Origin of the sequence: Croceimicrobium sp., from assembly GCF_965228705.1 — a bacterium.
GTDB lineage: Bacteria > Bacteroidota > Bacteroidia > Flavobacteriales > Schleiferiaceae > Croceimicrobium.
The window spans coordinates 991734-1017288 of sequence record NZ_OZ245832.1 but is presented as its reverse complement, the minus strand read 5'-3'; the positions used below and the strand labels follow the sequence as shown (position 1 = coordinate 1017288).

Sequence of the window (25555 nt, the reverse complement as noted above, 5' to 3'; positions counted from 1 at the left end):
AGCATGTTTGAATTTCTTAATTTTGCGGCATGAATCAGAAAACGGAACGTCAGGTATCCGACTTTAACCGCGACTTGAAGTTAAAGGGTTTTAAGGCATTTCAAATAGAGGAGGATAGTGGGGCTACACGCGTGTATAGTCGCAAGGACTTCTATAAAATTTGCCTGACTACCGGCAAGAGTAGTATTCATTATTCGGACCGTAGTTTTGAACATGAAGGGACTATTCTATTCTTTGGTAATCCTCATATTCCTTATTCCTGGGAAACGCTTTCGCGCGATTATGTAGGCTATACCTGTTTGTTTTCGGAGGAGTTTATCCAGGCTTCGGATCGTTCCGAAAGCTTATTACAGTCTCCACTCTTTAAATTGGGGGGTACTCCGGTATTGAAGATCGAAGAAAGTCAAAGGCAGTTTTTAAATGGGATTTTTCAGAAAATCATTGAAGAACAGCAAACTGACTACTCTTTCAAGGATGACCTGATCCGAAATTACATCCACCTGATTTTACATGAGGCCTTAAAGATGAGTCCTTCCGAGAACTATATACAGCAGGGTAATGCGGCTTCTCGTTTGACTTCCGTTTTTTTGGAATTATTAGAACGTCAATTCCCCATTGAAAGCCCAAATGAGCCTTTATTGCTTACCACGGCTCAGCAATATGCGGAACAATTGTCCGTACACGTAAATTATCTCAATCGTGCAGTAAAGGAGATAACCGGAAAGCCTACCTCGGCTCATATATCGGAGCGTATCATAGGTGAAGCCCGGGCTTTATTGCAGCATACGAACTGGAATATTAGCGAAGTAGCCTATGCTTTGGGATTTGAATACCCAAGCTATTTCAATAATTTCTTCAAAAAGCAGACGGGCTTAACCCCCAAAGCGCTGAGGGTTTGAATTCTATAATTTTCGGTTTGAATTTTATTAACCTCCTGGCGGCTTAGCCCCCTAAATTTGCCTCATATATTCAAATGAATAGGATGGCAGATATTTCCAGTCCCAATATTTTTTAATCGTCTCCTGGCTGTCCATTCCAAGAGTCTGGATTACAGTTATTACACCATTCCCTCTCCGTTTAATGCTGTGCCTTAAGTAGCCTGTGTGAAGCTAGTGCGGATAAGGGTGTACTGCCAGAAATTGTAATCAGCTCAGGTGATCAAATAAATGAGGCCTGGGATAAGGTAGTGAACAAAGAGGCTCGCTACCGCTATGTAATTGAGGCCTCTACTTATTAAACATTTAAAAATCAATTGAAAATGATTGCAGAAGAAAGCTATAAGTTGAGTAATGGTATCTCAATCCCTAAATTAGGATTAGGTACCTGGTTCATCAGTGATGATGATGTGGTAGAAGCAGTAAAAGAAGCCGTGAAATTAGGCTACCGCCATATCGATACCGCGCAGGCCTATCAAAATGAAGCCGGAGTAGGTAAGGGGATTAAAGAAAGCGGTATTGCCCGTGAGGAGCTCTTTATCACCAGTAAGGTGGCAGCAGAGCATAAGACTTTCGAGACTGCCAGTGCTTCCATTGATGAGACCCTTGAGAAGATGGGCCTGGAATACATCGATTTGATGATTATTCACAGTCCTAAACCTTGGGCGGAATATTCAGGATCCGACCGCTATTTCGAAGGAAATCGTGAAGCCTGGAGAGCTTTGGAAGCTGCCTATAAAACTGGAAAAGTTAAAGCCATCGGTGTTTCCAATTTCCAGAAGGAGGATTTGGAAAACATCTTAAGCTCCGCAGAAATTAAGCCTATGGTAAATCAGGTATTGGCCCATATCAGCAATACTCCCGAGGATATGATTGCTTATTGTAAAGAGCAAGGAATTTTGGTAGAAGCTTATTCACCCATTGGTCACGGAGAGCTCTTTAAAAATTAGGAAGTAGCTGCAATGGCCAAAAAATACGGAGTGAGCATTCCTCAATTAGCCATTCGCTATTGTTTACAATTAGGTCTATTGCCTTTACCTAAGACGGCGAATCCAGCGCATATGGCTAATAATGCGGATTTGGATTTCCAAATTTCAGCGGAAGATCTGGTGAGCTTACGCAAAATGGAGAAAATCGAAGATTACGGTGAGGCTAGTGTATTCCCAGTTTATCAATAATAAAGGGACTCGATTATGCAGATTGTTAAAAATGGGGAAATCCCTTCTCTTAAAGGGCCAAAAGATTGGTTTAGTGGGCAGGTTCGTTTAGATCCCTTATTTCAAAAACAGGAAAGTACGCATGCTTCCGGTGCTTTGGTGACCTTCGAAGCCGGTGCTCGTACTGCCTGGCATACACATCCGGCCGGTCAAACTTTAATCGCGGTATCAGGTTTGGGCTGGGTGCAACGCGAAGGAGGACCTTTCGAAGAAATCCGCCCCGGAGATGTGGTGTGGTTTGAACCTGAAGAAAAGCATTGGCACGGTGCCAGCGCTAATAAGGCCATGAGTCATATCGCTATCCAAGAAGAGGTAAACGATAGCGCTGTTACCTGGATGGAGAAGGTGAGTGATGAACAGTATAATATCTCCTAAAATGGATAGTAATCAAGGAGCATTAACAGCAGAGCAAGTAGCTGAAATTGCCGCCAAGGATGATTTCCACATCGCTCCATATCGTGCCGACGGTAAGACTTTTGGCACTTTAACTTGGATTTGGGTCGTGCAGGTAGATGATAGTCTTTATGTGCGAGCCTACAATGGCATAAAATCTCGCTGGTATCAATCTGCCATCAGTCAAAAAGCCGGTAAGATTAAAGCCGCTGGTAAAGAATACCTAGTGGCTTTTGAAAAGGTAGATGGCGCTATTTTAAATGCTATTGATCAGGCTTATCGCCAGAAATATGCGGATAGTCCCTATTTAGGTTCGATGATCAGTGAGCGTGCTAGGGCCGCTACTGTTAAAGTTGAAAGTTTGCTGGAGCCCAGGTAGACTTACTTACCTAAGCTTTATGAATTTGGATTGAAAAAAGGCTAAATCCCTGGGAACAGTCACTGGGATTTAGCCTTTTTCATTTAGTTTTTCAAGGTTTTACTTATTTCTCCGCAGGTCAACATAGATGCACCAAAATAGGGGTTGCGAATTTCTTTCGACTTACTTAACCAATCGGCACCATTATTGGCATCGGCCATTGGGCAATGTTGAATGTACCATGAGCCTTGCACAGGAGGAAAGTTTTCGACCAATTGCACCGCCGAATTGGAAACTTCTATAAAGTGTATTCTCATTTCTTCAAGGTTTCTGGAATTGGCCATGGACATTAGGCCTTCTTTCATTTTCCTTGATTCTTGCATCCACAATTGATGCCCCGCTCCTTTAAACTGGGTCATATCCACATCTTCAAGATCCTTTAAGAAGGTTTTGAGGACCTCTTGAGCTTGCTTCAAATTATCTGCTACCAGGGCATCTTTCAACTTAAAATAACCCAACATTAATTCTTCAATCGCTTGAGTACTGGATTCTTCGTTCATGATATCTAGGGGTTCTTGGCTTTTGCTACTCATTTCCGGCATATCCATTGTTCCATGATTATGAGCTTGATGGGCTTGACCACCCTCAGGGTTCATCATACTAGCCTTACCTGCTAATTGCGCGGCGGCATCAATGCTAAAAGTTCCGTTCACAGCAATTTCCTCACCAGCCTCTAAACCTGATATTAGGACATAAGATGATCCTAAATCCGGGCCAAGCAAGACCTCACGCATTTTAAAGTCTAGACCATTATCTGATTTATACATAACATAAACCACTGAGCGTTCTCCGGTCCACATCACTGCTGTTTTTGGAACTATTAAGGCTGAGTCTGATTTTGCATCTTTGGCCTTAACCAAGCCTTTGGCAAACATTTCCGGTTTAAGAAGATTATGGGGGTTACTCTGTTCTACCCGGGCTTGGGCCACTCTGGTTTTTGGATCAATAACCGGGTCAATATAGCTGATGGTCCCGTGATATTCTTTACCTGGCAAGGAGGCAATTTGATATTGGATGGAATCTCCCGCCTTTATCCAGACTAAATCCGATTCGTATACATCCCAAAGCAACCATAGATTAGATAAATTGGCAATGCGATATAAGCTTTGCCCTTTTTGCACATAATCACCTAACTGAACCTCTTTGGCATCAACAAAGCCTGAAACATTCGCTAAAATCGGGAATTCTTCAATGGGCTGATCGGCCTTTAAAATCTTCTGAATTTGAGCTTTACTTAGTTTCCAATTAGTCAATTTTTCCTGTGCTGCCTTAAATAGCTCAGGTTGCGTTTTTTCCAATTTACGAGCCTCAAAAAGTTCTTTCTGTGCTTGGATAAGTTCCGGGGAATAAACATGAGCAATGACCTGTCCTTTTTGCACGGCTTCTCCCTTAAAATTCAGATTTAACTTTTCAATGCGACCGGGAATATGAGAGGCCTGGGTATAGATTCGTCTCTCATCGGCTTGAAGCTTACCATTAAGTCGAATTGTTTTAAAAACCTTTCCTAGGCCAATTTTTTGAGTTTGAACCTGAGCTAATTCCAAAGCTCTTGGCGACATATGGATAGTTTCTGGATCCAAATCAGTACTCGACTCCTGAAGAGGAATCAGGTCCATACCACAAATAGGACAGTCACCCGGCTCATTTTTACGGATTTGTGGATGCATGGAACAGGTCCATTCGGTTGTTTGTTCCTCATTTTCGGAATGATCATGCCTTTCTAAATCAACATCAGAATCACCAAAAAAGAGGCCTCCTAGGATTATACCTAGAATTAGGGCAAGGCCGCCATAAAGGAGGCTGGATTTATTGAACGTTTTCATCTTAATCTTGTATTTGTTTCTTTAATAATTGGGCATTGATGGCAACAATTACGGTGCTGAGGCTCATCAAAACGGCACCGGTAGCCGGACTGAGAATGATGCCCAAGCTTACCAGTACCCCGGCTGCTAGAGGAAGGGCAATAAGGTTGTAGGCCGTAGCCCATACCAGATTTTGCATCATTTTCCGATAGGTAGCCTTGCCAAAACGGATCAGTTTCGAAATATCTTTAGGATTACTGTTTACCAGTAAAATATCTGCTGTTTCTGCCGCAACATCGGTTCCTGATCCAATGGCAATACCTACATTGGCCTGGGCTAGTGCCGGCGCATCATTTACGCCATCACCCGTCATAGCTACTACTTCATTTCGAGCTTGAAGTTCCTTTACAATGCTTTGTTTGTCTTCGGGTAGTACTTCGGCATAAAATTGATCCAAGCCCAGTTTTTCACTGACGGCCTTAGCCAGTTTTTGATTATCACCTGTGGCCATCATCACTTTTAAACCTTGATCTTTCAAACCGCGAATGGCCGCATAGGATTCATCACGGATCTCATCCGCCAAAGCGATGAAACCAATTATTTGATCATCTGCCAAAACAAAAACCAGAGTTTCTTCATCACTTTGTTCTACTTGATTCGGAATCTGAATATTTAGTTCTGCCAGCGCTGCCGGACTTAGAATTTTAAGCTTCTGATTTTTGATTCGAGCGGAAATGCCTTTGCCTTTGTGGTTTTCGAAGTTTGAAACCTGATCAAGCTTTAGGTCTAGCTCTTTGGCCTTACGCAGAATTCCAGCGGCAATCGGGTGTTCAGATTGGCTTTCTACACTTGCCGCCAAACCTAGCATCTCCTTTTTGTTCAGGTTTTCCGTAAGGCTTTCAAATCGGGTTAAGCCAAATTCTCCTCGTGTTAAAGTGCCGGTTTTATCAAAGAGTACGATACTAAGTTTTCGGGCATTTTCAAAAGCAGTTCGATTGCGAATCAATAATCCATTTTGGGCAGAGGCAGCGGTGGAAATTGCCGATACTAATGGAATGGCTAATCCCAGAGCATGAGGGCAGGAAATAATCATTACTGTCACCATCCGCTCTAGTGCATACTCAAAATCCTTACCCAATGCCAACCAGCTGAAAAGAGTGCTAAATCCCGCCAATAGAGCCACATAAAAGAGCCAGGCTGCTGCCCGATTCGCAAGATTCTGGGTTTTGGATTTGGTCTCCTGAGCCCTGCTTACCATGCTAATCACCTTGGAGAGGTAGGAATTCTCACCGGTATTTTTCACCTTCACTCGCAAACTCCCATTATCATTAATAGAGCCGCCAATTACTTCATCTTTTTTCTTCTTGCTCACCGGTTTGGATTCGCCGGTTAACATGGATTCATTTACATGACTTTCGCCTTCCACGATAATTCCATCGGCCGGAATACTATCACCCGGACGAATGAGAATTATATCATCGATTTCCAGGTTTTCCAATGCCACTTCTTCTTGATCCCCGGATTCTGTAATTCGAATGGCGGTGGAGGGCAGCATTTGTGCGAGTTCTTCCAAAGCTCGAGAAGCGCCCATAACTGACTTCATTTCAATCCAATGCCCTAAAAGCATAATGTCGATTAGGCTGGCCAACTCCCAGAAGAAGTATTTGCCACTTAAACCAAAAACCACTGCCGAGCTGTAGAAAAAAGCTACAGATATGGCCAGGGCTATAAGGGTCATCATACCTGGTGATTTCTTTTTGAGTTCATCCACCAGGCCTTTTAGAAAGGGCCATCCACCATAAAAGAACAGGAGGGAAGCTAAGCCAAATTGCACATAATTAGAGCCTTTAAACTGCCAGGTATAACCAAGCCAAGATTGGATTAAGGGCGCTAAAACCAAAATGGGCAGACTGAGAATCAAGGAAATCCAAAAGCGCTTTTTGAAGTCCTCAATCATATGTGCGTGATGATTATGATGACCATTATGGCCCTCATGTTTTGTAGGTTTTGTTTGATCTTTATGATCGCTATGTTGCTGATGTGAATGCATTTTAAAAAGATTTTGCGGTTAGATAATCCAATTCGGCCAGGGCAATACCGTAGGCTGCCTGAGCGCTGCTAAGCTTTTTTTGATAATCCAAAATTTGCTGCTGCATGCGCAATAGTTCTTCAAAGTCTTTTCCTGAATTACTATAAGCCGTATAAAGTAATTCTAAGCTCTGTTTAGAAATTTGGATTTGCTGCTGGTATAAACGCATTAAATCGGCTTCTTTTTGCAGCTTGAACCAGGCTTGCTCATAAGAGCTACTTAAGCGATTGCTCAATTCTTCTTTTTGCAATTGATAGGCCTCTTGTTTCAATTGAGCTTCTGTTTCAGCTGCTTGATATTTTGCTCTGAAAATAGGCAGTGAAATACTGAGCATGGGCATCACAGCATCCTGCCCGCTCATGCTAATGGCATTGTCGGAAGTGCCAATGAACATATAATCGACCCCTAAACCCAAATTGGGCAAGCCCTGCTTTCGCGCTACTTTTACAGCGCTTACACTGGCTTCAATATGTAATTCTAATTCCCGAAGACGTGGTTGATTTGCTAAAAGGGAATCCCGCCGGTAATCGAGTTTTAGTGTTGAAAAAATCAAAGTATCCGGAATTTCAATTGAACTGCTGTCGGCCCGATTTAAAAGTCGATTAAACCGACTGGCCAATGCTTTTTGCTCTGCTATCAAAATTTCAATTTGCGTTTGAGAATTTTTGAGTTGCATGTCGACCCTTAAAACATCTACCAAAGCGGCTTCATTGTTTTGGAATTTCAAGGTCGCGAGCGCTTTATAGCTTTGCAGCAATTGCTGATTTTCCTTTTCCAACAATAAGCTTCTCTGTTGCTCATACAATGGGAAGTAAGAAGCCTGAACCTGATAATACAATTGATTTCGGAACTCCAGAAATTTTTGATATTCAGCTTCCGCCTGAAGGCTGGCCACTTTCTCTTTAGCCTTTAAGGTTCCAAACCAGGGAAACATTTGACTTAGGGAAATCCTTGCCTGTTGCGGACCTACTCGAGTTTCAATAGGCACCAGGAAATACCCCATGCTTAGTTGAGGATCAGGTAAACTGCTGCTTTGAACAATCCTCTGCAGTGAAGCCTCAAATTGCTTGTATTGAGCTTGCAGTCCAGGATTGTTTTCTGCCGCTATTTGCTGATAGGCCTTTAAACTTTGAGCATGGCCAGTCCAGCTAAAACAAAGGAATAGGATGATACTTAAATTCTTCATGACTGGCTTTTTTGGATTTTACGTTCTTCTCGATAGGCATAGAGCACGGGGACAATAAAGATGCTAATCAAGGCAAAGGCCATCCCACCAAAAGAAGGAATAGCCATGGGGATCATTATATCCGATCCTCGCCCGGTAGAACTTAAAACTGGCAGCAGCGCAATTAAAGTGGTACTTACCGTCATTAAGGCCGGTTTAATCCGTCTCTGACCGGCTTCCAGCACTGCTTGGCGAACTTCTATTTGGGTGCTGGGCTTATTGCGCTTAAAACTCTGGTCGAGATAAGTAGCGATTAACACACCATCATCGGTGGCAATCCCAAAGAGGGCGATAAAACCTACCCAAACGGCTACACTGAGGTTTAGGCTGTGCATCTGGAAAAGATCCCTAAAATTGACTTCAAAAAGCTCAAAATTGGCGAACCAACCTTGACCGTATAGCCAAATCATTATAAAGCCACCACTAAAAGCCATGGCAATACCGCTAAACACCATGAGTGATGTGGAAACTGAATGAAACTGGAAATAGAGGATTAAAAAAACAATTACCAATACCAGGGGTACAATGAGACTGAGGCGCTTTTCGGCCCGAACCTGATTTTCATAGGAACCTGAGAATTTATAACTGATCCCTGCGGGCACCTGCAATTCACCTCTTGCAATTTGTCCTTCAATGGCTTTGCGGGCATCTTCTACCACACTTACTTCGGAATATCCATCAACCTTATCGAAAAGTACATAGCCCACCAAAAAGCTTTCTTCGCTTTTAATGGCTTGTGGTCCTTTTTGGTACTCGAAATCTACCAATTGCCCCAGGGGAATTTGGGCACCGCTTGCACTGGGAATAAGGATTCTAGAAAGGCTTTCCGGATCATCGCGCAATTCACGAGGATAGCGCACGCGAATGGGATAGCGTTCACGGCCTTCTACCGTAGAGCTGAGTTGGATACCGCCAATTGCCGTTTCAATAGTTTGCTGAACCGCCTGAACACTTAGTCCATGGAGGGCAATGGCATTGCGATTAATTCTTAATTGTAAATAGGGCTTACCCACTATGCGATCGGCGAATACGGCTTCCTTTTTAACCGAACTAACTTTCTTAAGGATAGATTCGAGCTTCAAACCAAAGTCTTGAATGCTCTGTAAGTCAGGGCCATAAACTTTAATGCCCATAGGAGCACGCATGCCGGTTTGCAGCATCACCAATCGAGTTTGGATGGGTTGTAGTTTGGGAGCCGAGGTAATTCCCGGAATTGAGCTTAGGCTTACAATTTCATCCCAAATGTCATCCGGACTTTGAATACTATCCCGCCAATTGCGGAAATAGACCCCATTGGGATCTGCAACTAAATCCTTAGCATTTAAGTTTCTGGCACGAATTTCTTCCGGCTTAGGCTTTCGCCTGATTTGGTGAAGTATTTTCCATCTGCATCAAGCTTAAATGCTTGGCGATGACCATCTTCATCCAGCATATACTCCGGCTTGTAATTGATGATGTTCTCGAACATAGAGATTGGTGCAGGATCCAAGGCTGATTCTACCCGCCCCAGTTTGCCTACTGCTATTTCAACTTCTGGAATGGTACTTAGCAGTTGATCTAATTGCCCTACAATTTTCTGATTATAGGCAATTCCCGAATGCGGCATGGAGGTGGGCATCAATAGAAAGCTTCCCTCATCCAATGGAGGCATAAACTCCTTTTCGATACCCGGAAACCAGCTATCCATCTTTTTCCAGGCAGCGGTTTCGGAAATATCAAGACCAAGCTTTTCTGCACCAAAGCTCATAGGGCTGAATACCCGATGAAAGCCCAGCCAAATATTAGCTCCGAAAATCAGCGCCAGCGCAGGGATAATTAAAAAACTACCCTTGTGATTTAAGCACCAATTAAGAATCGTCTTGTAATTCGTCTCCAATAGATAGAATGTGCCCAAAATGGCGCTTAAGAGTAAGGCTACAAAAAGAAAGTTAATCGTCCAGGAATGACCAGGGCCCAAGGGGAGCCAGTATTTGGCTAAGAAGCCAACTACAGTAATGAGCGCCAGGACTATATCTGCCTTAGCTATGAGGTAGGCCCAGAATGATGGGATGCGTTTCTTCTTTACTTCTAAGTAAAATCGGATTAATCCGAATAGTCCAAAAAGCATAAGTAGAACCGGAATCCAACTAGGGGCCAAGAACAGTTGAATTAGTCCCATCAGGCTTAAAGCCGCAAAAAGACTGGCTTTTAAATATTTATTGCGAATTCTGAATCCAAGAAAAAGCTGCGCCAGAGTAGGCAATATGAGTAAGGAAACCAATAATGCGGCAATGAGGGCAAAGGTCTTGGTATAAGCTAAGGGACTAAAGAGTTTACCTTCAGCCGCTTGCATGGTAAATACAGGGATAAAGCTTACAATGGTGGTTAAAACTGCGGTGAGGATGGCGCTGGATACTTCTGAAGCTCCCTTATAGATGCTGTCCTTTAAACTTTGGTCGGCCGGAGCTTCATCCAGGTGCTTCAAAATGTTTTCCGAAAGGATGATTCCCAAATCGACCATGGTGCCAATAGCAATCGCAATACCTGAAAGGGCCACTATATTGGCACTGATATCAAAAAACTTCATGGCAATAAAAACCATGAGCACTGCAATGGGTAAAAGACTGGAAATTAAGAGAGAAGCCCTTAGGTTGTAAACCATAACAATAACCACTAAAAGAGTGATGAGCAGCTCTAAACCCAAGGCTTCTTCAAGGGTACCCAAAGTTTCGTAAATCAATTCGGAGCGATCGTAAAATGGCACAATAGTTAGTTGACTTTCACGACCATCGGCCAAGGTTTTTTTAGGCAGTCCTGGCGCAATTTCTTTGATTTTGCTTTTGAGGTTCTGAATAACTTGGAGGGGATTAGCTCCAAAGCGAGCCACTGCAACTGCGCCCACTACTTCGGCTCCATCTTTATCGAGAAGCCCTCGTCTTCCAGCTGGTCCCAAACTAACCTGGGCGATGTCCTTTATGTGGATAGGTACATTGTTTTGAACAGCCACCACGGCTTCTTCCAAATCCTCAACCTTTTCAATATAGCCCAGACCGCGCACCAGGTATTCTGCTTGGTTGATTTCCAGGGTTTTGGCTCCTACATCTCGGTTGGATTCCTGTACGGCACGCATCACCCTATGCAGCGGGATATTGTAGGCTCGCAGGGCTTCGGGATTTACATCTACCTGATATTCTTTTACAAATCCGCCGATGGAAGCGATTTCAGAAACGCCTTCTGCCGAACTAAGGCTGTATTTAAGGTAGTAATCCTGAACACTGCGAATCTCATGCAGGTCCCAGCCTCCAGTGGTATTTCCGGCACTGTCTCGACCTTCCAGAGTATACCAAAATACTTGTCCCAGAGCAGTGGCATCCGGACCTAAGGCCGGTTGCACGCCGTCCGGTAAAAGGTCGGCGGGCAAAGAATTGAGTTTTTCTAGAATTCGAGAGCGAGACCAGTAAAATTCGACCTCATCTGAAAAGATGATATAGATATTGGAAAAACCAAAGATCGATGAGCTGCGAACAGACTTAACGCCGGGAATGCCCAATAGATATGTGGTGAGCGGATAAGATATTTGATCCTCGATATCCTGCGGTGACCTTCCGGGCCATTTGCTAAAAACGATTTGTTGGTTTTCACCGATATCCGGAATAGCATCTACCGGCACTGGATCGGAGGGTAGAGCTCCGAGCTCCCATTTAAAGGGAGCGGTTGATATTCCCCATATTAGTAAGGCCAGCAGCAGGATATAACTTAGCAGCTTAGTATTGAGGAAATATTTAATAATGGAATTAAGCATTTTCAACTGATTTAATGGATACAAGAGAAAGTCCATTGGTCAGTACGACCAATCCACTGTAGTAGAACTACAGAAATTCAGTTGAAGGCTTCTAAATGCGGAAAACCTGAAAGAGAGTATTTATTTCCAGCCGAGGTAGAGGAGGCACATACAATGCCAGGTTCGACTCTAAATCTTCAAAGGAAACTAATGGTTTAAAGATTACATACAAGCAGGCCAATAAATGGTTGGGGCTCCAATCTTGTTGCACCTTTTGAACTTCATTTTGTTGATCGAGTTGGAGACTTTGATGTTGATTCTCGCAGCAGGGTTTCGAATTTAATCCGGGCTTGTTTCGAGGCTCTTGCTCACAATCCTTGAGCATTTCAGCCATACCACAATCAGGAATATTAGGACCGAAGTTAAAAGCGGTTTCCATCTCAATGCCGCCACAGTAGTGCGTATTGAGGGACAGACTCACATTGGAAACCAAGGTAAGTGCAGCCAGAAATATGGAAAGCGCGGCTCGCATGAATTACAAATTTAAAAAATTAAGGTGTCCTATACCTATATAGCGCATAGGATCACCTAATTAGCTTTTAGAGCTTAGAGTTCTTCAAGGCTATAGCCCACCTTAGATACCCGATCTTTAATAGTCTGTACATCGATATCCTCAATATCAAGACTTACAATACGCTTAGGGTCTTCGAGGTCTACTGACCAGTTTTTCACTCCTTCCAGTGCATCTAATTCAGGACTTACCTTAGCGATGCAACCATTACACTTTATATTGCTTTTAAACTTGAGACTTTGCATGTGATTTCTATTTACAGCGCAAATGTAAGGCGGAGCATGACCAGGAGGCTTATGGTATTTTGTTGGGGATTTATAGGGTTTTGATGAAAGAGGTTCTTAACCCTTTGCTATTGCAGATTTAGAAAAGATTGCAAATAGTAGTCCTATTGCCAGGGTCAACTCTACTAGTGCGGTTGGTGCATTAAGTATAAGGTAAGCACTGCTAATTACATCATAAACTTGAAACAGTAGTAAGATACTGGCTAGTATAGAAAGTACGCTCGCCAGAAATCCCGAGATGGATAACCATATGGGAATACACTTGGAAACATGGAGCAGATAATAAAGAAGAAGATTACTGGTGGCTAGCACCATGACCATAAAAACATGATTTAGATTATCACGATTGGTTTTCAAGATAGTCCCCAAAATGCTTAGGGTTTCCAATTCCATGGGATTAGTTTGTGCAAGGTTCTGACTTAAACTTAAGATGGAAAGGAGTTGAAGGGTGCCCATAATCATTAGCGTTGTAGCCACAATTCTTAAGCTTAGAAAGCTGATAGTTAAAGCCTTATTGAAAGAGGCTAAGAGCGGGTATAAGACCAATGCTATAGCCAGATATACTAAGGCTAGCAAAAATTGGTTGAGGGCTGCAAAGATGCTTTGATCAAAGTTTTCGCGTGCTTCCAGGAGATAATTAGGGGAATCGATTGCCGGAGCAACGCTAAATAAACCAGTGACAAAGGTCAATAGGATAAGTCCTCCCACAAAGCGGAGCGGCCTTGTAAAAGAAGTACCAGACATAGTAAAAATTTAGGTGGATTTAAAAAGCTCGACGAAGCTAAAGTCCCAGATATTAAGTGGCGTAGATATAATAGGTGAGGATAATCGCCATCGAATTGTAAGAGGCATGCGCCAAAATGGATGCGGTTAATCGCTGGGTCTTGATATAAAGAAGGGTATAAATTGTAGTGGGGATTAGGATATCCAACCAGTCTAAAGCGCTGGCTGGCATATGCCCCAAGGCAAAGATGAGCACCGATAGACTTGCAGAGATCCACAGCCCTGTTTTCGGATCTTTAAATGCATCCTTAAGAACGGAAATGAAAAAACCGCGATTAAATAGTTCTTCAGTAATACCACCTCCGATAGCTCCAAGGGCAATAAATGAAAGTAATCCGACTAAACTACCGTCGTACATTTCCACTAAAGCCTGGATATCCGCTCTATTGGCTCCTCCGGTTAAGGGGATGATTAAAAGAAATTGAAGGAGAGTCCAGGCTAATCCGAAACCAAGCCCCAGTAGAATATCCTTATTTAGCTTTCGAGCATTTAATCCGATTGATTTAAAATCCTTTCCTAATATTTTCAGGGAAAGACTCAAAAGCCCAAGAATGCTAAAGAATTGAAACAGGGCAATGAAAAGGAGGTTGATACCTTTTTTGCCGCCATTAATCTTGCTAATTCCGAAAAAGAGATCCGGGAGAATAAATAGTAAATAGCCAAGTATCAAACTTGAAATAAAGACCAATACTATCTTTAAACGACTGTTTTTCGGTTGTTTACCCTGAATGTCTTCCATAAATTGAAGTGTTTTTGTCGATTGAAATTAGCATGTATTTATGCCGCTAATCCAGGAGACAAAAATGTGGAGGCTAAAAATACCAAAATTGCACAAAAGGGACATTTTGAATTTAGTCCTCACTGAGCTTCCAAAATTCCTTCGGACTGAATCCACTAAAGGCTTTGAAGTCACGAATAAAATGGGCCTGATCAAAATAACCGCATTGCAGGGCTAAATCGGTAAGCTTGGTGCTGGAAGGATGCTTTTTTAGGGCGGATTCAAAGCGTAGAATTCGCGCATAGGATTTAGGATTAAATCCGGAATAGTCCTGGAAACGCCTTTTAAACTGCTTTTCGGAGAGGAAGGTATTTTGGGCTAAATCCTGGACTTTGACAGCACCATTCTGTTTTTTCAGGATTTGAATGGCCTGGAACATGAGTTTATCCACCGTATTGGACTTTGCCAGAAAAGAGCTAAAGAACTGATTTAAAACTGCAATACGCTCGGAGGAACTGCGAGCAGCGGCGATTTGCGCTTCCAACTGATTTCCTCGCCTACCTAAAAAGCTGTTGAGGGATAGGCATTCTTCACTCAATTCCTTGGCTGATGGCCCAAAAAACATTGGTATAGCATAGGAGGGAAGTGATACACCTAAAAGCTGGTGATAGGCCGGTACCTTATGTTGACTATAAGAGGTGGTATGTCCTTGAATTCGAGAAAAGAGTAAGTCCATACGAGCCCCGACCTGTTTAAATCCAAAAACGATGTCCGTGGTACTACTACCAATGGCATAGTATAAATCCTGCACCGGTGCCTGATTGCAATCCCAGGTACCCATCCAATAATGACTCACCAGAGACTGGAGTTCGGAGCTGGGAGGGATGATGGAGTAGTGCATGTGACCTAATATTTCGGGATGGAGGCAAGGGAATTACTTCCCAATACACCTCATAGTGGGTTTTTATGAGGCCTCAACACGCTTGTAGTCTACAATTTTGCGTCTAAAAGTGCGCAACAAATAGGCAACACCAAAGAACAGTAAAACGAAGATAATTCTTTTTTGTCAACGCTTCGTTTTGGTGGTCGATTTTGGATCGGGGAGGAGGGCTTAGGTTCTGTGTGGGGATAGCTGAAGTAAGGGTTGTAAATCTCATTTTTTAAACCCTACTTATTATAGTTGGGGGCTAAGTAGCTAACAGGCATATTGCATATCGCGATATACAATATTTAGAGTTTTTCCTTTGAAAGCCATCCTGCATTGAAGGGGAGTGGAAAGCCGGTTGATTGTTAATGTATATTTAAAGAATCAAAAAAGGGTAGATTTGTATCATTAATAAAACATTATGGCAAACAAGACCCCGACTTTATTACCAAGGATTCAGCGCATATTAGAAGAACTTGGTGAGAACATACGATTGGCGCGTCTCAGAAGAAAACTGAGCACCATCCAAGTAGCGGAGCGTGCCGGGATGGGACGGACTACTTTAGTAAAGATCGAGCAGGGCCACCCTGGTGTAGGGGTTGGTCAGTACTTGAATGTATTAAAAGTGCTCGGCCTGGAGAAGGATTTTTTACTTGTAGCCAAGGATGATGAGCTGGGCAGAAAATTACAAGACGCAAACTTGGAAACGGGTAAGCGTGCACCTAAAAGAACTAAGCCATCATGAGTAAAAAAGCTCTCGAAGAGATATTTACGTTTTTGCCGATTGGAAAGAAGTAAACGGCCCAAGGCTCATGGGAGTGCTTCACTCTGAGCTGTTACGCGGTAAGGAGGTTTTTTCATTTGAATATAAACAGGAATGGTTGCAGGAAAACTTTTCCCAGGTCTTGGATCCTGATTTGGCCTTATACTCAGGATTACACTTTCTGAATGATGATAAAGCAAACTTTGGTGCTTTCCTGGATTCTTCACCTGATCGATGGGGTAGAGTTTTGATGCGCAGACGGGAAGCGGCCCTGGCTAGAAAGGAGCAAAGGAGAGAAGTCAATCTTTTTGAAACGGACTACTTATTAGGGGTTTATGAAGGGCATCGAATGGGAGGACTTCGTTTTAAGTTATCTCCTGACGGACCATTTTTAGATAATAATAAAGAAATGGCATCTCCACCTTGGGTATCTATTCGGGAATTGGAACAAATCAGTTTAAGGTTGAAAGATGAGAATGTGATGGATGACCCCGATTATCTTAAATGGTTGGGTATGTTAGTGGCTCCAGGTAGTTCATTGGGTGGTGCACGACCAAAAGCTAGTATAGTGGATGAACAAGGACATTTATGGATTGCAAAGTTCCCAAGTGGCAATGATCAATTTAATGTTGGAGCCTGGGAAATGGTAACCTATGAGTTGGCGAAAGCTGCCGGAGTAAATATGGCAGAATGTAAGGCACAACAGTTTTCGAGCAAGTACCACACCTTTTTAACCAAACGTTTCGATCGTGCATCGGACGGACAAAGAGTTCATTTTGCCTCGGCTATGACCATGCTTGGTTTTGTTGATGGACAAGAAGGAGCAAGTTATCTTGACATCGTTGATTTTTGACTACCTCCGGAGGAAATGTAGAAGCTGATTTGGAAGAGCTTTGGCGAAGAGTTGTTTTTAGTATTTGTGTGTCAAACACAGATGATCATTTACGCAATCATGGTTTCATTTTAAAACCTGGAGGTTGGGTACTGTCTCCAGCTTATGATATCAACCCTGTGGAGACAGGAGCAGGACTTAGTTTGAATATTTCAGATAACGATAACGCCTTGGATTTTGATTTGGCAATAGAGGTAGCCAAATTCTTTAGATTGGATGAGGAGCGTGCTCACAAAATTATGGAATAAGTAACCAATGCGGTTAAACACTGGAGGGGTGTTGCAAAAAAATGAGGTATTACCGATGATTGGCGTTATTTACTAAAATAAAGGTAGCCCCACAGTACAAGACCAAGGGCTATGGCGGGAGTAATGAAAAGGTTTATGTTAAAATTCAAGCTTCTTTGGATTTTTTCATTTTAGCCTTCAACAACTGCGCATTAATGGCTACAATAATGGTACTCAAACTCATAAAGACTGCACCCACTGCCGGCCCTAAGACGAAACCCGTAGAATACAGCACACCCGCAGCCAGCGGAATGGCAAAGGCATTGTAACCGGTAGCCCACACCAGGTTTTGTATCATTTTGTTATAGGTAGCTTTTCCAAACAAAATAAGGTGAGCAATGTCCTGTGGGTTGCTGTTCACCAGGATAATGTCTGCGGTTTCGGCAGCCACATCGGTGCCTGAACCTACGGCAATCCCAACGTTGGCCTGTGCCAGGGCAGGCGCATCGTTTACGCCATCGCCTGTCATTGCCACAAACTCACCCTTGCTTTGCAGTTCCTTTACGATGTCCACTTTTTGATGGGGCAGCACCTCAGAATAGTACCCGTCCAGTCCCAGTTCTTCCGATACAGCCTTGGCCACGGTTTCATTGTCACCTGTGGCCATCATTACTTTAATATTATTGTCTTTGAATGTTTTAATGGCCTCTGCACTTTCGGGCCGGATGGCATCGGCCAAGGCGATATAGCCGGACAAGTTTTCATCAATGAGAATGAACACTACCGTTTCGGCAGCACTGCTGTAAGCCCCTTCAGGTATTTCGATATTCTTATCTTTTAAGTAGCCAGGACTGACCACTTTCACGTCCTTGCCTTCCACCTTGGCTTCCACTCCCTTGCCGGTAATGGCATTGAAATTTTCTGGTGAGGGGATTTTTACTTTGACCTCCCTGGCTTTTTTGATGACACCCACCGCAATGGGATGCTCCGAACTTTGCTCCAATGCGCTGGAAAGGCGCAGAATTTCATCTTTGGAATATTCACTGTCCACAGATTCAATGCGGGTTACCCCAAAATCACCTTTAGTAAGGGTTCCGGTTTTATCGAAAACCAGAGCCGAGATTTTCCTTGATTCTTCAAAGGCGGTGCGGTTGCGAATAAGCAATCCATTCTGGGCCGATATAGCCGTAGAGATGGCGACTACCAGGGGGATGGCCAGTCCAAGGGCATGTGGACAGGCAATAACCATGACGGTTACCATTCTCTCCAACGCATAAACAAACGGGAATCCAAGGACTATCCAGGTGGCCAGAGTGCCAAAACCAACTGCCAGCGCAATGTAGGTGAGCCATTTGGCCGCCCGGTCAGAAAGGTTCTGCATTTTAGACTTGGTCTTCTGTGCTTCCTCCACCATTTTGATTACCTTATTCAGGTAACTGTCTTTCCCGGTGTGCTCCACTTTGGCCTTTAGCGAGCCATTGCCGTTAATGGATCCCCCAATTACTTTTTGCTCCTTTCCTTTCTTTACCGGTTTAGATTCCCCGGTGAGCATAGACTCATTCAGGTAGCTTTCACCCTCTACAATAACAGCATCCGCAGGTACTTTTTCGCCCGGTTTTATGAGGATAATATCACCCTTCTCCAGCTCTTCCAGCTTTACATCTTCCACATTGTCACCCTTTACTCTATGAGCCTCAGCCGGCATCATGCTCACCAGCAGTTGCAAAGCTTTGGAAGCACCAAGCACCGACTTCATTTCTAGCCAATGCCCCAAAAGCATTATCACTATCAGAGTGGCTAATTCCCAAAAGAAATCTTCGCCATCCAAGCCAAAAACTGTAGCCGAACTGTAGAAATACGCCACACTGATGGCCATAGCGATCAAGGTCATCATACCAGGGCCTTTGGCTTTCAGCTCAGTGTAAAAGCCTTTTAAAAATGGCCAACCACCCCAAAAATATACAATACTGGAAAGCCCAAATATGATATAGGCATTACCCGGCAACAACCATTGATAGCCTAAAAAACCTTGTATCATAGGTGAAAAAACCAGAATGGGAATGGACAAGGCCAGAGAAACCCAAAAGCGCTTTTTAAAATCTTCAATCATCATCTTGTGATGGTCGTGGCCCATTTCACCGTGTCCCGGATTATGTCCCGAATGGCCCGCACCCCCGTGCCCCCTTCCAGAATGATCTTCTTTTTTGTGGTCCATTTTTGAATGGGCCATTTTATCGTGATTATGATGTTCGTGATTTTCCATGATAATTATTTTGATTGTGGATATGTAAGATTTAGTTGTTCAAGTGTTTCAAGCAATTTATTGGCTACAAACCAGTTTCGGTACCAGCGCTTGTCGGCAGGAACAATATGCCAGGGCAAGTGGCTACAGGCATTGATTAAAGTGTGATAGGCTCTTCTGTATTCATCCCATTTTTGGGGAACAAGCTCATCCTCCTTTGTGTATTTCCAGCGCTTATGTGGCTTGGCTTTCCGTTCTGCAATGCGCTCTACTTGCTCTTCAGCGGATAGATGCAGGTAAAATTTCAAGATTAAAGTATTATTCGCCTTTAGATGATGTTCCAGTTCATTGATGAGATTGGCACGGTGCTTCAACACATCTTCAGAAAGGCTATTCTCTACAGTAGGGACCAGGATGTCTTCATAATAAGAGCGGTTGAACACCTTGATCATCCCTTTCTCAGGAAAATGAGGATAGATGCGCCACAAAAAGTCATGCCTTTTTTCATCTTCTGTAGGTTTTTTGAACGATTTGACCTGAACACCTTGTGGATTCATACTACTAAATGCATGACGTATTGTGCCGTCTTTTCCTGAAGTATCAACTCCCTGTAGAATAATGAGCATACTGTAGCGCCCATCTGCATAAAACTTATTCTGTAGTGCAAAAAGGATTTTCCTGGTCACCTTCAGTTTTTCTTTTACTTCTGATTTAACACTGTCCTTAGGTGGTAGGGTAGATATTTGGTTGAGGTCAATCATCAGTGCTGGACTTTGAGTTTATGAATCATCGCCTCACTGAGACTTTCGCTATAAGCACCATAGGCATCTACCAACACTCCTTTGATTCCACCTTTTCCGCTGATAGCGTACACAATGCTGTTGTCGTCAGGATTGCTCATTCCCTCAAATCGGTAGAAGGCATCTACCTGAAAATCCTCAGGGTACAGCTCAAGTTTGGAGGTTGTACATTCCAGGCAATGGGGCTTTAAGTTGAGGTCTTCTGTATAGCCTTCCTGGCGCAGGCCGGAAATGGCCTCACTCAATGTATCGTAATTTCTATTTTCTTTATGCATGGTCGTGTTTTTCATTAGGATCGGATAATTCTTTTCTTCTTTTCAAAAACCATTTTTCTCCGGCAAAAATCAAAGCCATTAATAGCAGTGACAGCCAGACAATCAGTATATCAGAGGAGGCTTTAATCCAAAGAAATGCTGCCAGTACTACTGCATCAATTACCAGGGCTAAGGTTACAATTGCAGGGTTGGCCCTGACATCTTTTCTCAAATGTTTCAACACACCCCAGTGCACCACCATATCCATCACTATATAAAAGACAGCGCCCAGCGAGGCAATCCGGCTAAGGTCAAAGAATATAGTGAGGACAATGGCTATCGAAACGGTATAAACGAGCATGTGCTTTTGAATCCTCCCTGGCATACCGAAATGCTTGTGCGGAATGAGCTTCATTTTGGTCAACATGGCAGTCATACGTGAGATAGCAAATACATTGGCAACAACACTGGATACCGTTGCCAGAATAGCGATACCAACAGTAAACCACAGCCCATATTTACCAAAAGCGGGGCGTGCTGCTTCAGCAAGAGAGTAATCCTTCGCCTCAATGATTTTGGGAACAGATAAGTTGGCAGCTACTGCAATGGCAACAAACACATAAACTATAGCGCAAATCAACAAGGAGATGATAATGGCTCGTCCTACATTTTTATGCGGGTTCTTCACTTCCTCACCGCTGTTGGTAATAGTAGTAAAGCCGGCATACGCCAGAATGGCGAGAGCCAATGCACCAAGATAACTCGACACGGTATATTCTCCAGATAATTCAGTAGGGATGGCTGCCTCAAACGAGAAACCAGCTGCCCATAAACCGCCAATAGCAAAAATGGCAATGCCCCCCACTTTTAAAATAGCCATTACCAGGGCCGATTTTTGGATAAACTTATTTCCGGCAATATTGATCAGGAAGGTTGTTACTAAGAGCAACACGCCCAGTGCAGGCACCCAAAAGTTTCTGCCTCCTGCCTCAAATAACTGCATGGTGTAGGAGCCGAATGTTCGAGCCACCAGGCTTTGGTTGATTATCATGGCGAAAGCCATCAACAAAGCCGAACCGGCCGTGATTGTTGTTTTGCCATACGCTTTCTGTAGTATCATGGCGATCCCACCAGCGGATGGATAGGCATTCGAAACTTTTATGTAAGAATAGGCGCTAAATGCTACAATCACAGCTCCGACAATAAATATGATGGGAAACATAGCACCAGAGAGCTCTGCTACCTGCCCCAGCAAAGCAAAAATGGCAGCACCGATCATTACTCCCGTACCCAATGAAACCGTGCCTGTTAAGCTTAAACTATTCTTTTTGTATTCACTCATAAAGTGTGGTATTACTTTTCAAGTTCAGCTTTTCTTTCCTCAAACTCCTCTTTGTCAATTTCACCTTTGGCATAGCGTTTTTTGAGGGTTTCCAATGCAGAAGTATTACTATCTGTATTATCAGGCTTGTTTTGAAAAACATTCCCTCTTCCCAAGGCTACAATCAGCACAATAATTACTATCACTCCAATGATCCATCCGAACATCATAATTTGAAATGTTTTGATTTATAAATTAATCCCTTTTTTTAAAATCTTGTGGACAAGCCTCCACCAAATCCAAAGCGGTTGTCATAACTTGCCATCAGTGAAAAGTTTCTTGACAAGAAAAACTCCAGACCTGCATTCCATACCAGTTCTTCTTTGTAGAGTCCATTTCCGATGAGTTCCTCCTCATAGCTCAGGTCATTCACCCAGCCAAAATCGGCCTGGTACTCAATTTCACCAAAAGCTACTGTACGTGGGAACAACAGGAATTCACGACCAAGACCAATCTGTGGTCGCAGCATGTTATCGATGCGTACGTCCAGGTCAAACATATAGGGGGTAAAAAAGCGGAAACCCACTACCCCGGTGGTCACCACCTCATCAAAGCTGTACCTGCTCTCGTTTTCTACGTTTATCCCACCAAATACCCGGAAATAATCATACAAATACCGCTCATAGCTCACTTCGCCTTCAGCTATCTGGTTCCAGCCATATTCCACGTTCAGGTTAAACTGGTTGCGCGTATTTGATGAAACCAGGTTAAGCCCGGCCATGTGAGAAGCAGCATCTACTAAGCCCCACGTGTAATATTTATCAGTTTCGTGAACCAATTTTTTTAAAGGGTAGTTCTTCATTCGCAGATCCCGAGGGGTCCCGTAGCTGTAAACTCTGGCCATACCACCCACCAGGTGGTATAGAATATGACAATGAAAAAACCAATCGTGGCTTTCGTTAGCATCAAATTCAATTATCACCTTTTGCATAGGGGGCACATTTACGGTGTGTTTTAAGGGAGACCGCTCTCCATTTTTATTGATCACCCTGAAAAAATGCCCATGAAGGTGCATGGGGTGGTGCATCATCGTGAGATTGTTTAAAGTAATCCGCACCACTTGTCCTTTTTCTATTTTTATCTTATCGGCTTCCGAGAGGGGAACCCCGTTCATACTCCAGATGTAGCGCCACATATTGCCGGTGAGATTTAGCATAACTTCCTTTACCGGCCGGCTGTCATCAAAGGTAGTGGTATCAAGGGCTTTGAGGTAATCGTAGTTGTATTCTGTAAACATGCCCATTTGACCACTATCAGCGCTTTTCATCTCCATGTCATTTTTGGTTTTTGCAGAGTCTGCATTCATGGAATGGTTATGATTATTCATTCCTTCATCCATGTCCATGTTGCTGTCCATATCCTCCATCTGCATACCCCAGTTTTCCTTCAATTCGTAAGGTTTTTCCTTTGATGGGTTGAATTTCATGGCGGGTGCGCCCATGCGCATCTCCATTTTTGCCATTTGCTTCATCATGGCAATTTTGTCCGGGCGCGGCATCACAGGGGCTTTCAGGGTATCACCCTTTCCAATGTAGGTATAGGTAGTGCCGGAACCATCCTGCGCCATAGCCCGTATTTCCAGCGTTTTATCCGGCACGGTGAGGATAAAGTCATAGGTTTCTGCAATGGCGATGAAGGTTTTGTTATGAGGCACTGGTACCACCCTGGGGCCATCGGCAGCTACCAGTAAGGGGTCTTCACCTCCAAAGGTTACCCAGAATTGAGAGGAGGCCGCAGCATTGATGATCCGCAACCTTATTTTTTCACCCGGTTTAAACTGGTCATAATGTTGGACAGGCTCTCCATTGGAAAGAAATGCGTTGTAGTATATGTCCGCAATATCTGCTCCTTCCATCCGCTGGCGCCAAAAGTTTAGCTGTGCACCAAAACCGCCCCGGCCAATTACCCGGCTTAGTGGTACCGAAGTACCTTTCTTTATGCCGTACCACTCATTGCCTCTTTTCAGGTTGCGAAGTACGTTCATGGGTTTCTGATTGGTCCAGTCGCTGAGCACCAGCACCAGATCGTGATCGTATTCCAGGGTTTCTTCTTTAGGCTCAATGATAATAGAACCATATACGCCACTTTGCTCCTGAAGCAAAGTGTGGGAATGATACCAATAGGTGCCAGCCTGTTTCAGAGGAAACTCATATTTAAAGGTGGTACTAGGCAGGATAGGAGGCGTAGTTAAATATGGTACTCCATCATAAAAATTGGGTAGCAACAGTCCGTGCCAGTGCACTGAAGTCTCAACATCCATTTTATTTTCCACATAAATTACCGCATAATCACCTTCGGTAAATCGTAAGGTTGGACCCGGTATGCTACCGTTTATAGTCATACCTTCTATATCTTTCCCCGCTTTATTAACCGTTGCCTGCTCTATGGTCAAGTGATATTCGGTGGTATCAGTCTGGGCCGATAAAGAATTGGCGAGGGTCAATAACACGGCTATCACAAGTAAATGTTGTTTTCTCATCATTTTATCGATTGAATGCAATTGATTTGAAAGATTTATTAATGACTGTGTCCTTCTTCTGTTTCCAGGTAATTTCCTTTGGGCCCCACGCCTTCTATATGCACCAGTTGTGAACCATAATGGCCTGCCTGGCTGACAGCATAAGCCGCTCCAATCAATACAAGACTGACCACTATCACAGCCCACCTTTTTTGTTTGAGGACAAACTGACTGATTAGCTGTAAAACAAAGGCAGAAATACTCAGCCAAATGGTCCAGTCGGCAAAGAGATCATGCTGGTCGAGCACAGCCTGCATATGCCCGGTAAGATCATGTGCATGTGGATGAAACCAGCGGCCCGCTGCATAAGCCCCCAAAGCGCCCAGGCCTGCAAAAAAGGTTACTACCCAGTCCAGCTCTTTTTTAAGAAAGAAGATGTTGCCTATAGCCAATAGGGCAGCCATTAGTAACAATACAATAGGGAAATGCACTAAAAGTGGGTGCAGATTGGGAAAATCATCAAAGTCCGCTTTTATCGGTTTATCACCAGTGGCGGTATGCGCGTGGTTTTCTTCGTTTTGGACGTTGTGACTATCCTGTACCTGTTCCACCTGCTGCTCTTTGTCGTCCATTTTGTCATGATCTTCACCGCCATGAGCAAAAACGGCTATTGCCGAAAAGAAAAAGATCAGCAGGAATAGTGGCCTTACCCAGGTAATCACGTAGTTCATTTTGTGTTGCGTATTCATATTTTTTGTGTTTCAATAGTTCATTAAAAAATAACTACCGTCTTCAGCCATAAACATCTGGTTCAGCAGTTGTTTATTGGGGTCGAGTTTTTCGGTTACTTTGTATCGAATGGTTTTTACTTTCATCCCCCAGAGGTAGGCTTTAATAGTGATATTGGATTTTAGCGTAAAACCGTTTTTATTTTGGCTCAGCTTACGCTCAGTTATCGACATGATATTTTTGGAGCCGAAAAAGCCTAACAGGCCAGACTCTATAGACATTTCAAGGCTGAGGTCTTCCAGTATTTTATCATCCGGCTCAAAATCATAAAGCCGTTTGAACCCCGGGGACGAAGCATCTATCACATATTCCGCATCGGCTTTACGGGCAAAAGGAAAAACACTGAGTAACACATCCGATTTACCCGGTTCGCAGACATACAGTGTGGTGTAGCTTTTGGAAAGATTGCCATCTCCATCATACAGATTCATCTGCAGCTCTACTCGCAGCCGATTATCATTGTCCTGCATTGGCCCTACCTTAAAGACCTGCCTGGAGATAAGCTCCTTTTCTTTATTATAAGCACTCCTGGTTATCTCTTTGCCTGCAATCTGTTCAATGAGCATGTCCTGCCCGTGCGCCATGCAGGTCACTAATAGTGTTGATATATAAAACAAAGTTTTAATCAT

22 protein-coding genes and 2 pseudogenes are annotated in these 25555 nt (G+C 43.5%); 7 read left to right on the top strand and 17 right to left on the bottom strand.

All coding sequences use genetic code 11. The annotated features are described in order from the left end of the window. The first annotated feature begins 29 nt into the window (after positions 1 to 29). The 4 genes and pseudogenes from ACO05P_RS04500 to ACO05P_RS04485 all read left to right on the top strand — a co-directional run bounded on the left by ACO05P_RS04500 (position 30) and on the right by ACO05P_RS04485 (position 2924). On the top strand, positions 30 to 899 hold the full coding sequence (locus ACO05P_RS04500) for a helix-turn-helix domain-containing protein (protein WP_421753658.1): 870 nt from the start codon (positions 30 to 32) through the stop codon (positions 897 to 899). Between the two features lie 359 nt (positions 900 to 1258). Continuing rightward, a pseudogene (locus ACO05P_RS04495) lies at positions 1259 to 2113 on the top strand (aldo/keto reductase). A gap of 15 nt (positions 2114 to 2128) precedes the next feature. Next, the gene (locus ACO05P_RS04490; protein WP_421753656.1) at positions 2129 to 2527 is read left to right on the top strand and encodes a (R)-mandelonitrile lyase; all 399 of its coding nucleotides are present in this window, start codon (positions 2129 to 2131) and stop codon (positions 2525 to 2527) included. A gap of 1 nt (position 2528) precedes the next feature. Continuing rightward, entirely contained in the window at positions 2529 to 2924 is a 396-nt protein-coding gene (locus tag ACO05P_RS04485; protein ID WP_421753655.1) for a DUF2255 family protein, read from the top strand. An 83-nt stretch (positions 2925 to 3007) separates the two neighbouring features. On the opposite strand, the gene ACO05P_RS04480 is transcribed toward ACO05P_RS04485, so the two are convergent. The 9 genes and pseudogenes from ACO05P_RS04480 to ACO05P_RS04440 form a co-directional block, all read right to left on the bottom strand. Beyond that, entirely contained in the window at positions 3008 to 4786 is a 1779-nt protein-coding gene (locus ACO05P_RS04480) for an efflux RND transporter periplasmic adaptor subunit (RefSeq protein ID WP_421753653.1), read from the bottom strand. A gap of 1 nt (position 4787) precedes the next feature. Further along, on the bottom strand, positions 4788 to 6815 hold the full coding sequence (locus tag ACO05P_RS04475) for a copper-translocating P-type ATPase (protein WP_421753652.1): 2028 nt from the start codon (positions 6813 to 6815) through the stop codon (positions 4788 to 4790). Position 6816: 1 nt separating this feature from the next. After that, complete coding sequence (locus ACO05P_RS04470) at positions 6817 to 8040, bottom strand: TolC family protein (RefSeq protein ID WP_421753651.1); 1224 nt, start codon at positions 8038 to 8040, stop codon at positions 6817 to 6819. Further along, positions 8037 to 11860: pseudogene (locus ACO05P_RS04465) on the bottom strand (efflux RND transporter permease subunit). Before ACO05P_RS04465 ends, ACO05P_RS04470 begins: the two are co-directional and overlap by 4 nt. A gap of 91 nt (positions 11861 to 11951) precedes the next feature. Next, entirely contained in the window at positions 11952 to 12371 is a 420-nt protein-coding gene (locus ACO05P_RS04460; protein WP_421753650.1) for an HYC_CC_PP family protein, read from the bottom strand. A 74-nt stretch (positions 12372 to 12445) separates the two neighbouring features. Then, positions 12446 to 12655, bottom strand: coding sequence for a heavy-metal-associated domain-containing protein (locus ACO05P_RS04455; protein ID WP_421753648.1), 210 nt, complete (start codon positions 12653 to 12655; stop codon positions 12446 to 12448). Positions 12656 to 12751: 96 nt separating this feature from the next. After that, positions 12752 to 13438: a DUF4386 domain-containing protein gene (locus ACO05P_RS04450; RefSeq protein ID WP_421753647.1), complete on the bottom strand. Its 687-nt coding sequence runs from the start codon at positions 13436 to 13438 to the stop codon at positions 12752 to 12754. A 52-nt stretch (positions 13439 to 13490) separates the two neighbouring features. Next, on the bottom strand, positions 13491 to 14216 hold the full coding sequence (locus tag ACO05P_RS04445) for a CPBP family intramembrane glutamic endopeptidase (RefSeq protein ID WP_421753646.1): 726 nt from the start codon (positions 14214 to 14216) through the stop codon (positions 13491 to 13493). A gap of 112 nt (positions 14217 to 14328) precedes the next feature. Beyond that, entirely contained in the window at positions 14329 to 15096 is a 768-nt protein-coding gene (locus ACO05P_RS04440; protein ID WP_421753644.1) for a helix-turn-helix domain-containing protein, read from the bottom strand. A gap of 445 nt (positions 15097 to 15541) precedes the next feature. On the opposite strand from ACO05P_RS04440, the gene ACO05P_RS04435 reads away from it, so the two are divergent. The 3 genes from ACO05P_RS04435 to ACO05P_RS04425 all read left to right on the top strand — a co-directional run bounded on the left by ACO05P_RS04435 (position 15542) and on the right by ACO05P_RS04425 (position 17023). Then, positions 15542 to 15865 carry a helix-turn-helix domain-containing protein gene (locus ACO05P_RS04435; protein ID WP_421753643.1) on the top strand — a complete coding sequence of 108 codons (324 nt, stop codon included), beginning with the start codon at positions 15542 to 15544 and terminating at the stop codon, positions 15863 to 15865. A 67-nt stretch (positions 15866 to 15932) separates the two neighbouring features. Next, on the top strand, positions 15933 to 16736 hold the full coding sequence (locus tag ACO05P_RS04430; protein ID WP_421753641.1) for a type II toxin-antitoxin system HipA family toxin: 804 nt from the start codon (positions 15933 to 15935) through the stop codon (positions 16734 to 16736). Continuing rightward, positions 16733 to 17023, top strand: coding sequence for a HipA domain-containing protein (locus ACO05P_RS04425; protein WP_421753640.1), 291 nt, complete (start codon positions 16733 to 16735; stop codon positions 17021 to 17023). Before ACO05P_RS04430 ends, ACO05P_RS04425 begins: the two co-directional genes overlap by 4 nt. A 145-nt stretch (positions 17024 to 17168) precedes the next feature. Here the strand turns inward: ACO05P_RS04425 and ACO05P_RS04420 are convergent, their stop codons facing one another. From ACO05P_RS04420 to ACO05P_RS04385, 8 genes are read right to left on the bottom strand one after another with little or no spacing between them, the layout of a single operon-like run. Continuing rightward, positions 17169 to 19265, bottom strand: coding sequence for a copper-translocating P-type ATPase (locus tag ACO05P_RS04420; RefSeq protein WP_421753639.1), 2097 nt, complete (start codon positions 19263 to 19265; stop codon positions 17169 to 17171). Between the two features lie 5 nt (positions 19266 to 19270). Next, a complete protein-coding gene (locus ACO05P_RS04415) occupies positions 19271 to 20005 on the bottom strand; it encodes a PPK2 family polyphosphate kinase (RefSeq protein ID WP_421753638.1) in 735 nt (244 codons plus the stop codon). Then, positions 20005 to 20319, bottom strand: coding sequence for a phosphoribosylpyrophosphate synthetase (locus ACO05P_RS04410; RefSeq protein WP_421753636.1), 315 nt, complete (start codon positions 20317 to 20319; stop codon positions 20005 to 20007). Before ACO05P_RS04410 ends, ACO05P_RS04415 begins: the two co-directional genes overlap by 1 nt. Beyond that, a complete protein-coding gene (locus ACO05P_RS04405; RefSeq protein WP_421753635.1) occupies positions 20312 to 21640 on the bottom strand; it encodes an APC family permease in 1329 nt (442 codons plus the stop codon). Before ACO05P_RS04405 ends, ACO05P_RS04410 begins: the two co-directional genes overlap by 8 nt. Positions 21641 to 21651: 11 nt before the next feature. Continuing rightward, positions 21652 to 21849: an SHOCT domain-containing protein gene (locus ACO05P_RS04400; RefSeq protein ID WP_421753633.1), complete on the bottom strand. Its 198-nt coding sequence runs from the start codon at positions 21847 to 21849 to the stop codon at positions 21652 to 21654. Positions 21850 to 21887: 38 nt separating this feature from the next. Continuing rightward, the gene (locus tag ACO05P_RS04395; RefSeq protein WP_421754878.1) at positions 21888 to 24161 is read right to left on the bottom strand and encodes a multicopper oxidase domain-containing protein; all 2274 of its coding nucleotides are present in this window, start codon (positions 24159 to 24161) and stop codon (positions 21888 to 21890) included. 35 nt (positions 24162 to 24196) lie between these two features. Further along, entirely contained in the window at positions 24197 to 24886 is a 690-nt protein-coding gene (locus tag ACO05P_RS04390; protein WP_421753631.1) for a hypothetical protein, read from the bottom strand. Positions 24887 to 24898: 12 nt separating this feature from the next. Next, a complete protein-coding gene (locus ACO05P_RS04385; RefSeq protein ID WP_421753630.1) occupies positions 24899 to 25555 on the bottom strand; it encodes a hypothetical protein in 657 nt (218 codons plus the stop codon).

What these genes read in the sequence shown, in the direction of transcription:
- ACO05P_RS04475 (WP_421753652.1), bottom strand. Translation starts at nt 6,815, where the DNA reads ATGCATTCACATCAGCAACATAGCGATCATAAAGATCAAACAAAACCT.
- ACO05P_RS04430 (WP_421753641.1), top strand. Translation starts at nt 15,933, where the DNA reads ATGGGAGTGCTTCACTCTGAGCTGTTACGCGGTAAGGAGGTTTTTTCA.
- ACO05P_RS04500 (WP_421753658.1), top strand. Translation starts at nt 30, where the DNA reads ATGAATCAGAAAACGGAACGTCAGGTATCCGACTTTAACCGCGACTTG.
- ACO05P_RS04385 (WP_421753630.1), bottom strand. Translation starts at nt 25,555, where the DNA reads ATGATTAAAACTTTGTTTTATATATCAACACTATTAGTGACCTGCATG.
- ACO05P_RS04415 (WP_421753638.1), bottom strand. Translation starts at nt 20,005, where the DNA reads ATGATTGACCTCAACCAAATATCTACCCTACCACCTAAGGACAGTGTT.
- ACO05P_RS04435 (WP_421753643.1), top strand. Translation starts at nt 15,542, where the DNA reads ATGGCAAACAAGACCCCGACTTTATTACCAAGGATTCAGCGCATATTA.
- ACO05P_RS04450 (WP_421753647.1), bottom strand. Translation starts at nt 13,438, where the DNA reads ATGTCTGGTACTTCTTTTACAAGGCCGCTCCGCTTTGTGGGAGGACTT.
- ACO05P_RS04485 (WP_421753655.1), top strand. Translation starts at nt 2,529, where the DNA reads ATGGATAGTAATCAAGGAGCATTAACAGCAGAGCAAGTAGCTGAAATT.
- ACO05P_RS04440 (WP_421753644.1), bottom strand. Translation starts at nt 15,096, where the DNA reads ATGCACTACTCCATCATCCCTCCCAGCTCCGAACTCCAGTCTCTGGTG.
- ACO05P_RS04410 (WP_421753636.1), bottom strand. Translation starts at nt 20,319, where the DNA reads ATGCATAAAGAAAATAGAAATTACGATACATTGAGTGAGGCCATTTCC.
- ACO05P_RS04395 (WP_421754878.1), bottom strand. Translation starts at nt 24,161, where the DNA reads ATGATGAGAAAACAACATTTACTTGTGATAGCCGTGTTATTGACCCTC.
- ACO05P_RS04460 (WP_421753650.1), bottom strand. Translation starts at nt 12,371, where the DNA reads ATGCGAGCCGCGCTTTCCATATTTCTGGCTGCACTTACCTTGGTTTCC.
- ACO05P_RS04480 (WP_421753653.1), bottom strand. Translation starts at nt 4,786, where the DNA reads ATGAAAACGTTCAATAAATCCAGCCTCCTTTATGGCGGCCTTGCCCTA.
- ACO05P_RS04470 (WP_421753651.1), bottom strand. Translation starts at nt 8,040, where the DNA reads ATGAAGAATTTAAGTATCATCCTATTCCTTTGTTTTAGCTGGACTGGC.
- ACO05P_RS04405 (WP_421753635.1), bottom strand. Translation starts at nt 21,640, where the DNA reads ATGAGTGAATACAAAAAGAATAGTTTAAGCTTAACAGGCACGGTTTCA.
- ACO05P_RS04455 (WP_421753648.1), bottom strand. Translation starts at nt 12,655, where the DNA reads ATGCAAAGTCTCAAGTTTAAAAGCAATATAAAGTGTAATGGTTGCATC.
- ACO05P_RS04400 (WP_421753633.1), bottom strand. Translation starts at nt 21,849, where the DNA reads ATGATGTTCGGATGGATCATTGGAGTGATAGTAATTATTGTGCTGATT.
- ACO05P_RS04390 (WP_421753631.1), bottom strand. Translation starts at nt 24,886, where the DNA reads ATGAATACGCAACACAAAATGAACTACGTGATTACCTGGGTAAGGCCA.
- ACO05P_RS04490 (WP_421753656.1), top strand. Translation starts at nt 2,129, where the DNA reads ATGCAGATTGTTAAAAATGGGGAAATCCCTTCTCTTAAAGGGCCAAAA.
- ACO05P_RS04420 (WP_421753639.1), bottom strand. Translation starts at nt 19,265, where the DNA reads ATGGAAAATCACGAACATCATAATCACGATAAAATGGCCCATTCAAAA.
- ACO05P_RS04445 (WP_421753646.1), bottom strand. Translation starts at nt 14,216, where the DNA reads ATGGAAGACATTCAGGGTAAACAACCGAAAAACAGTCGTTTAAAGATA.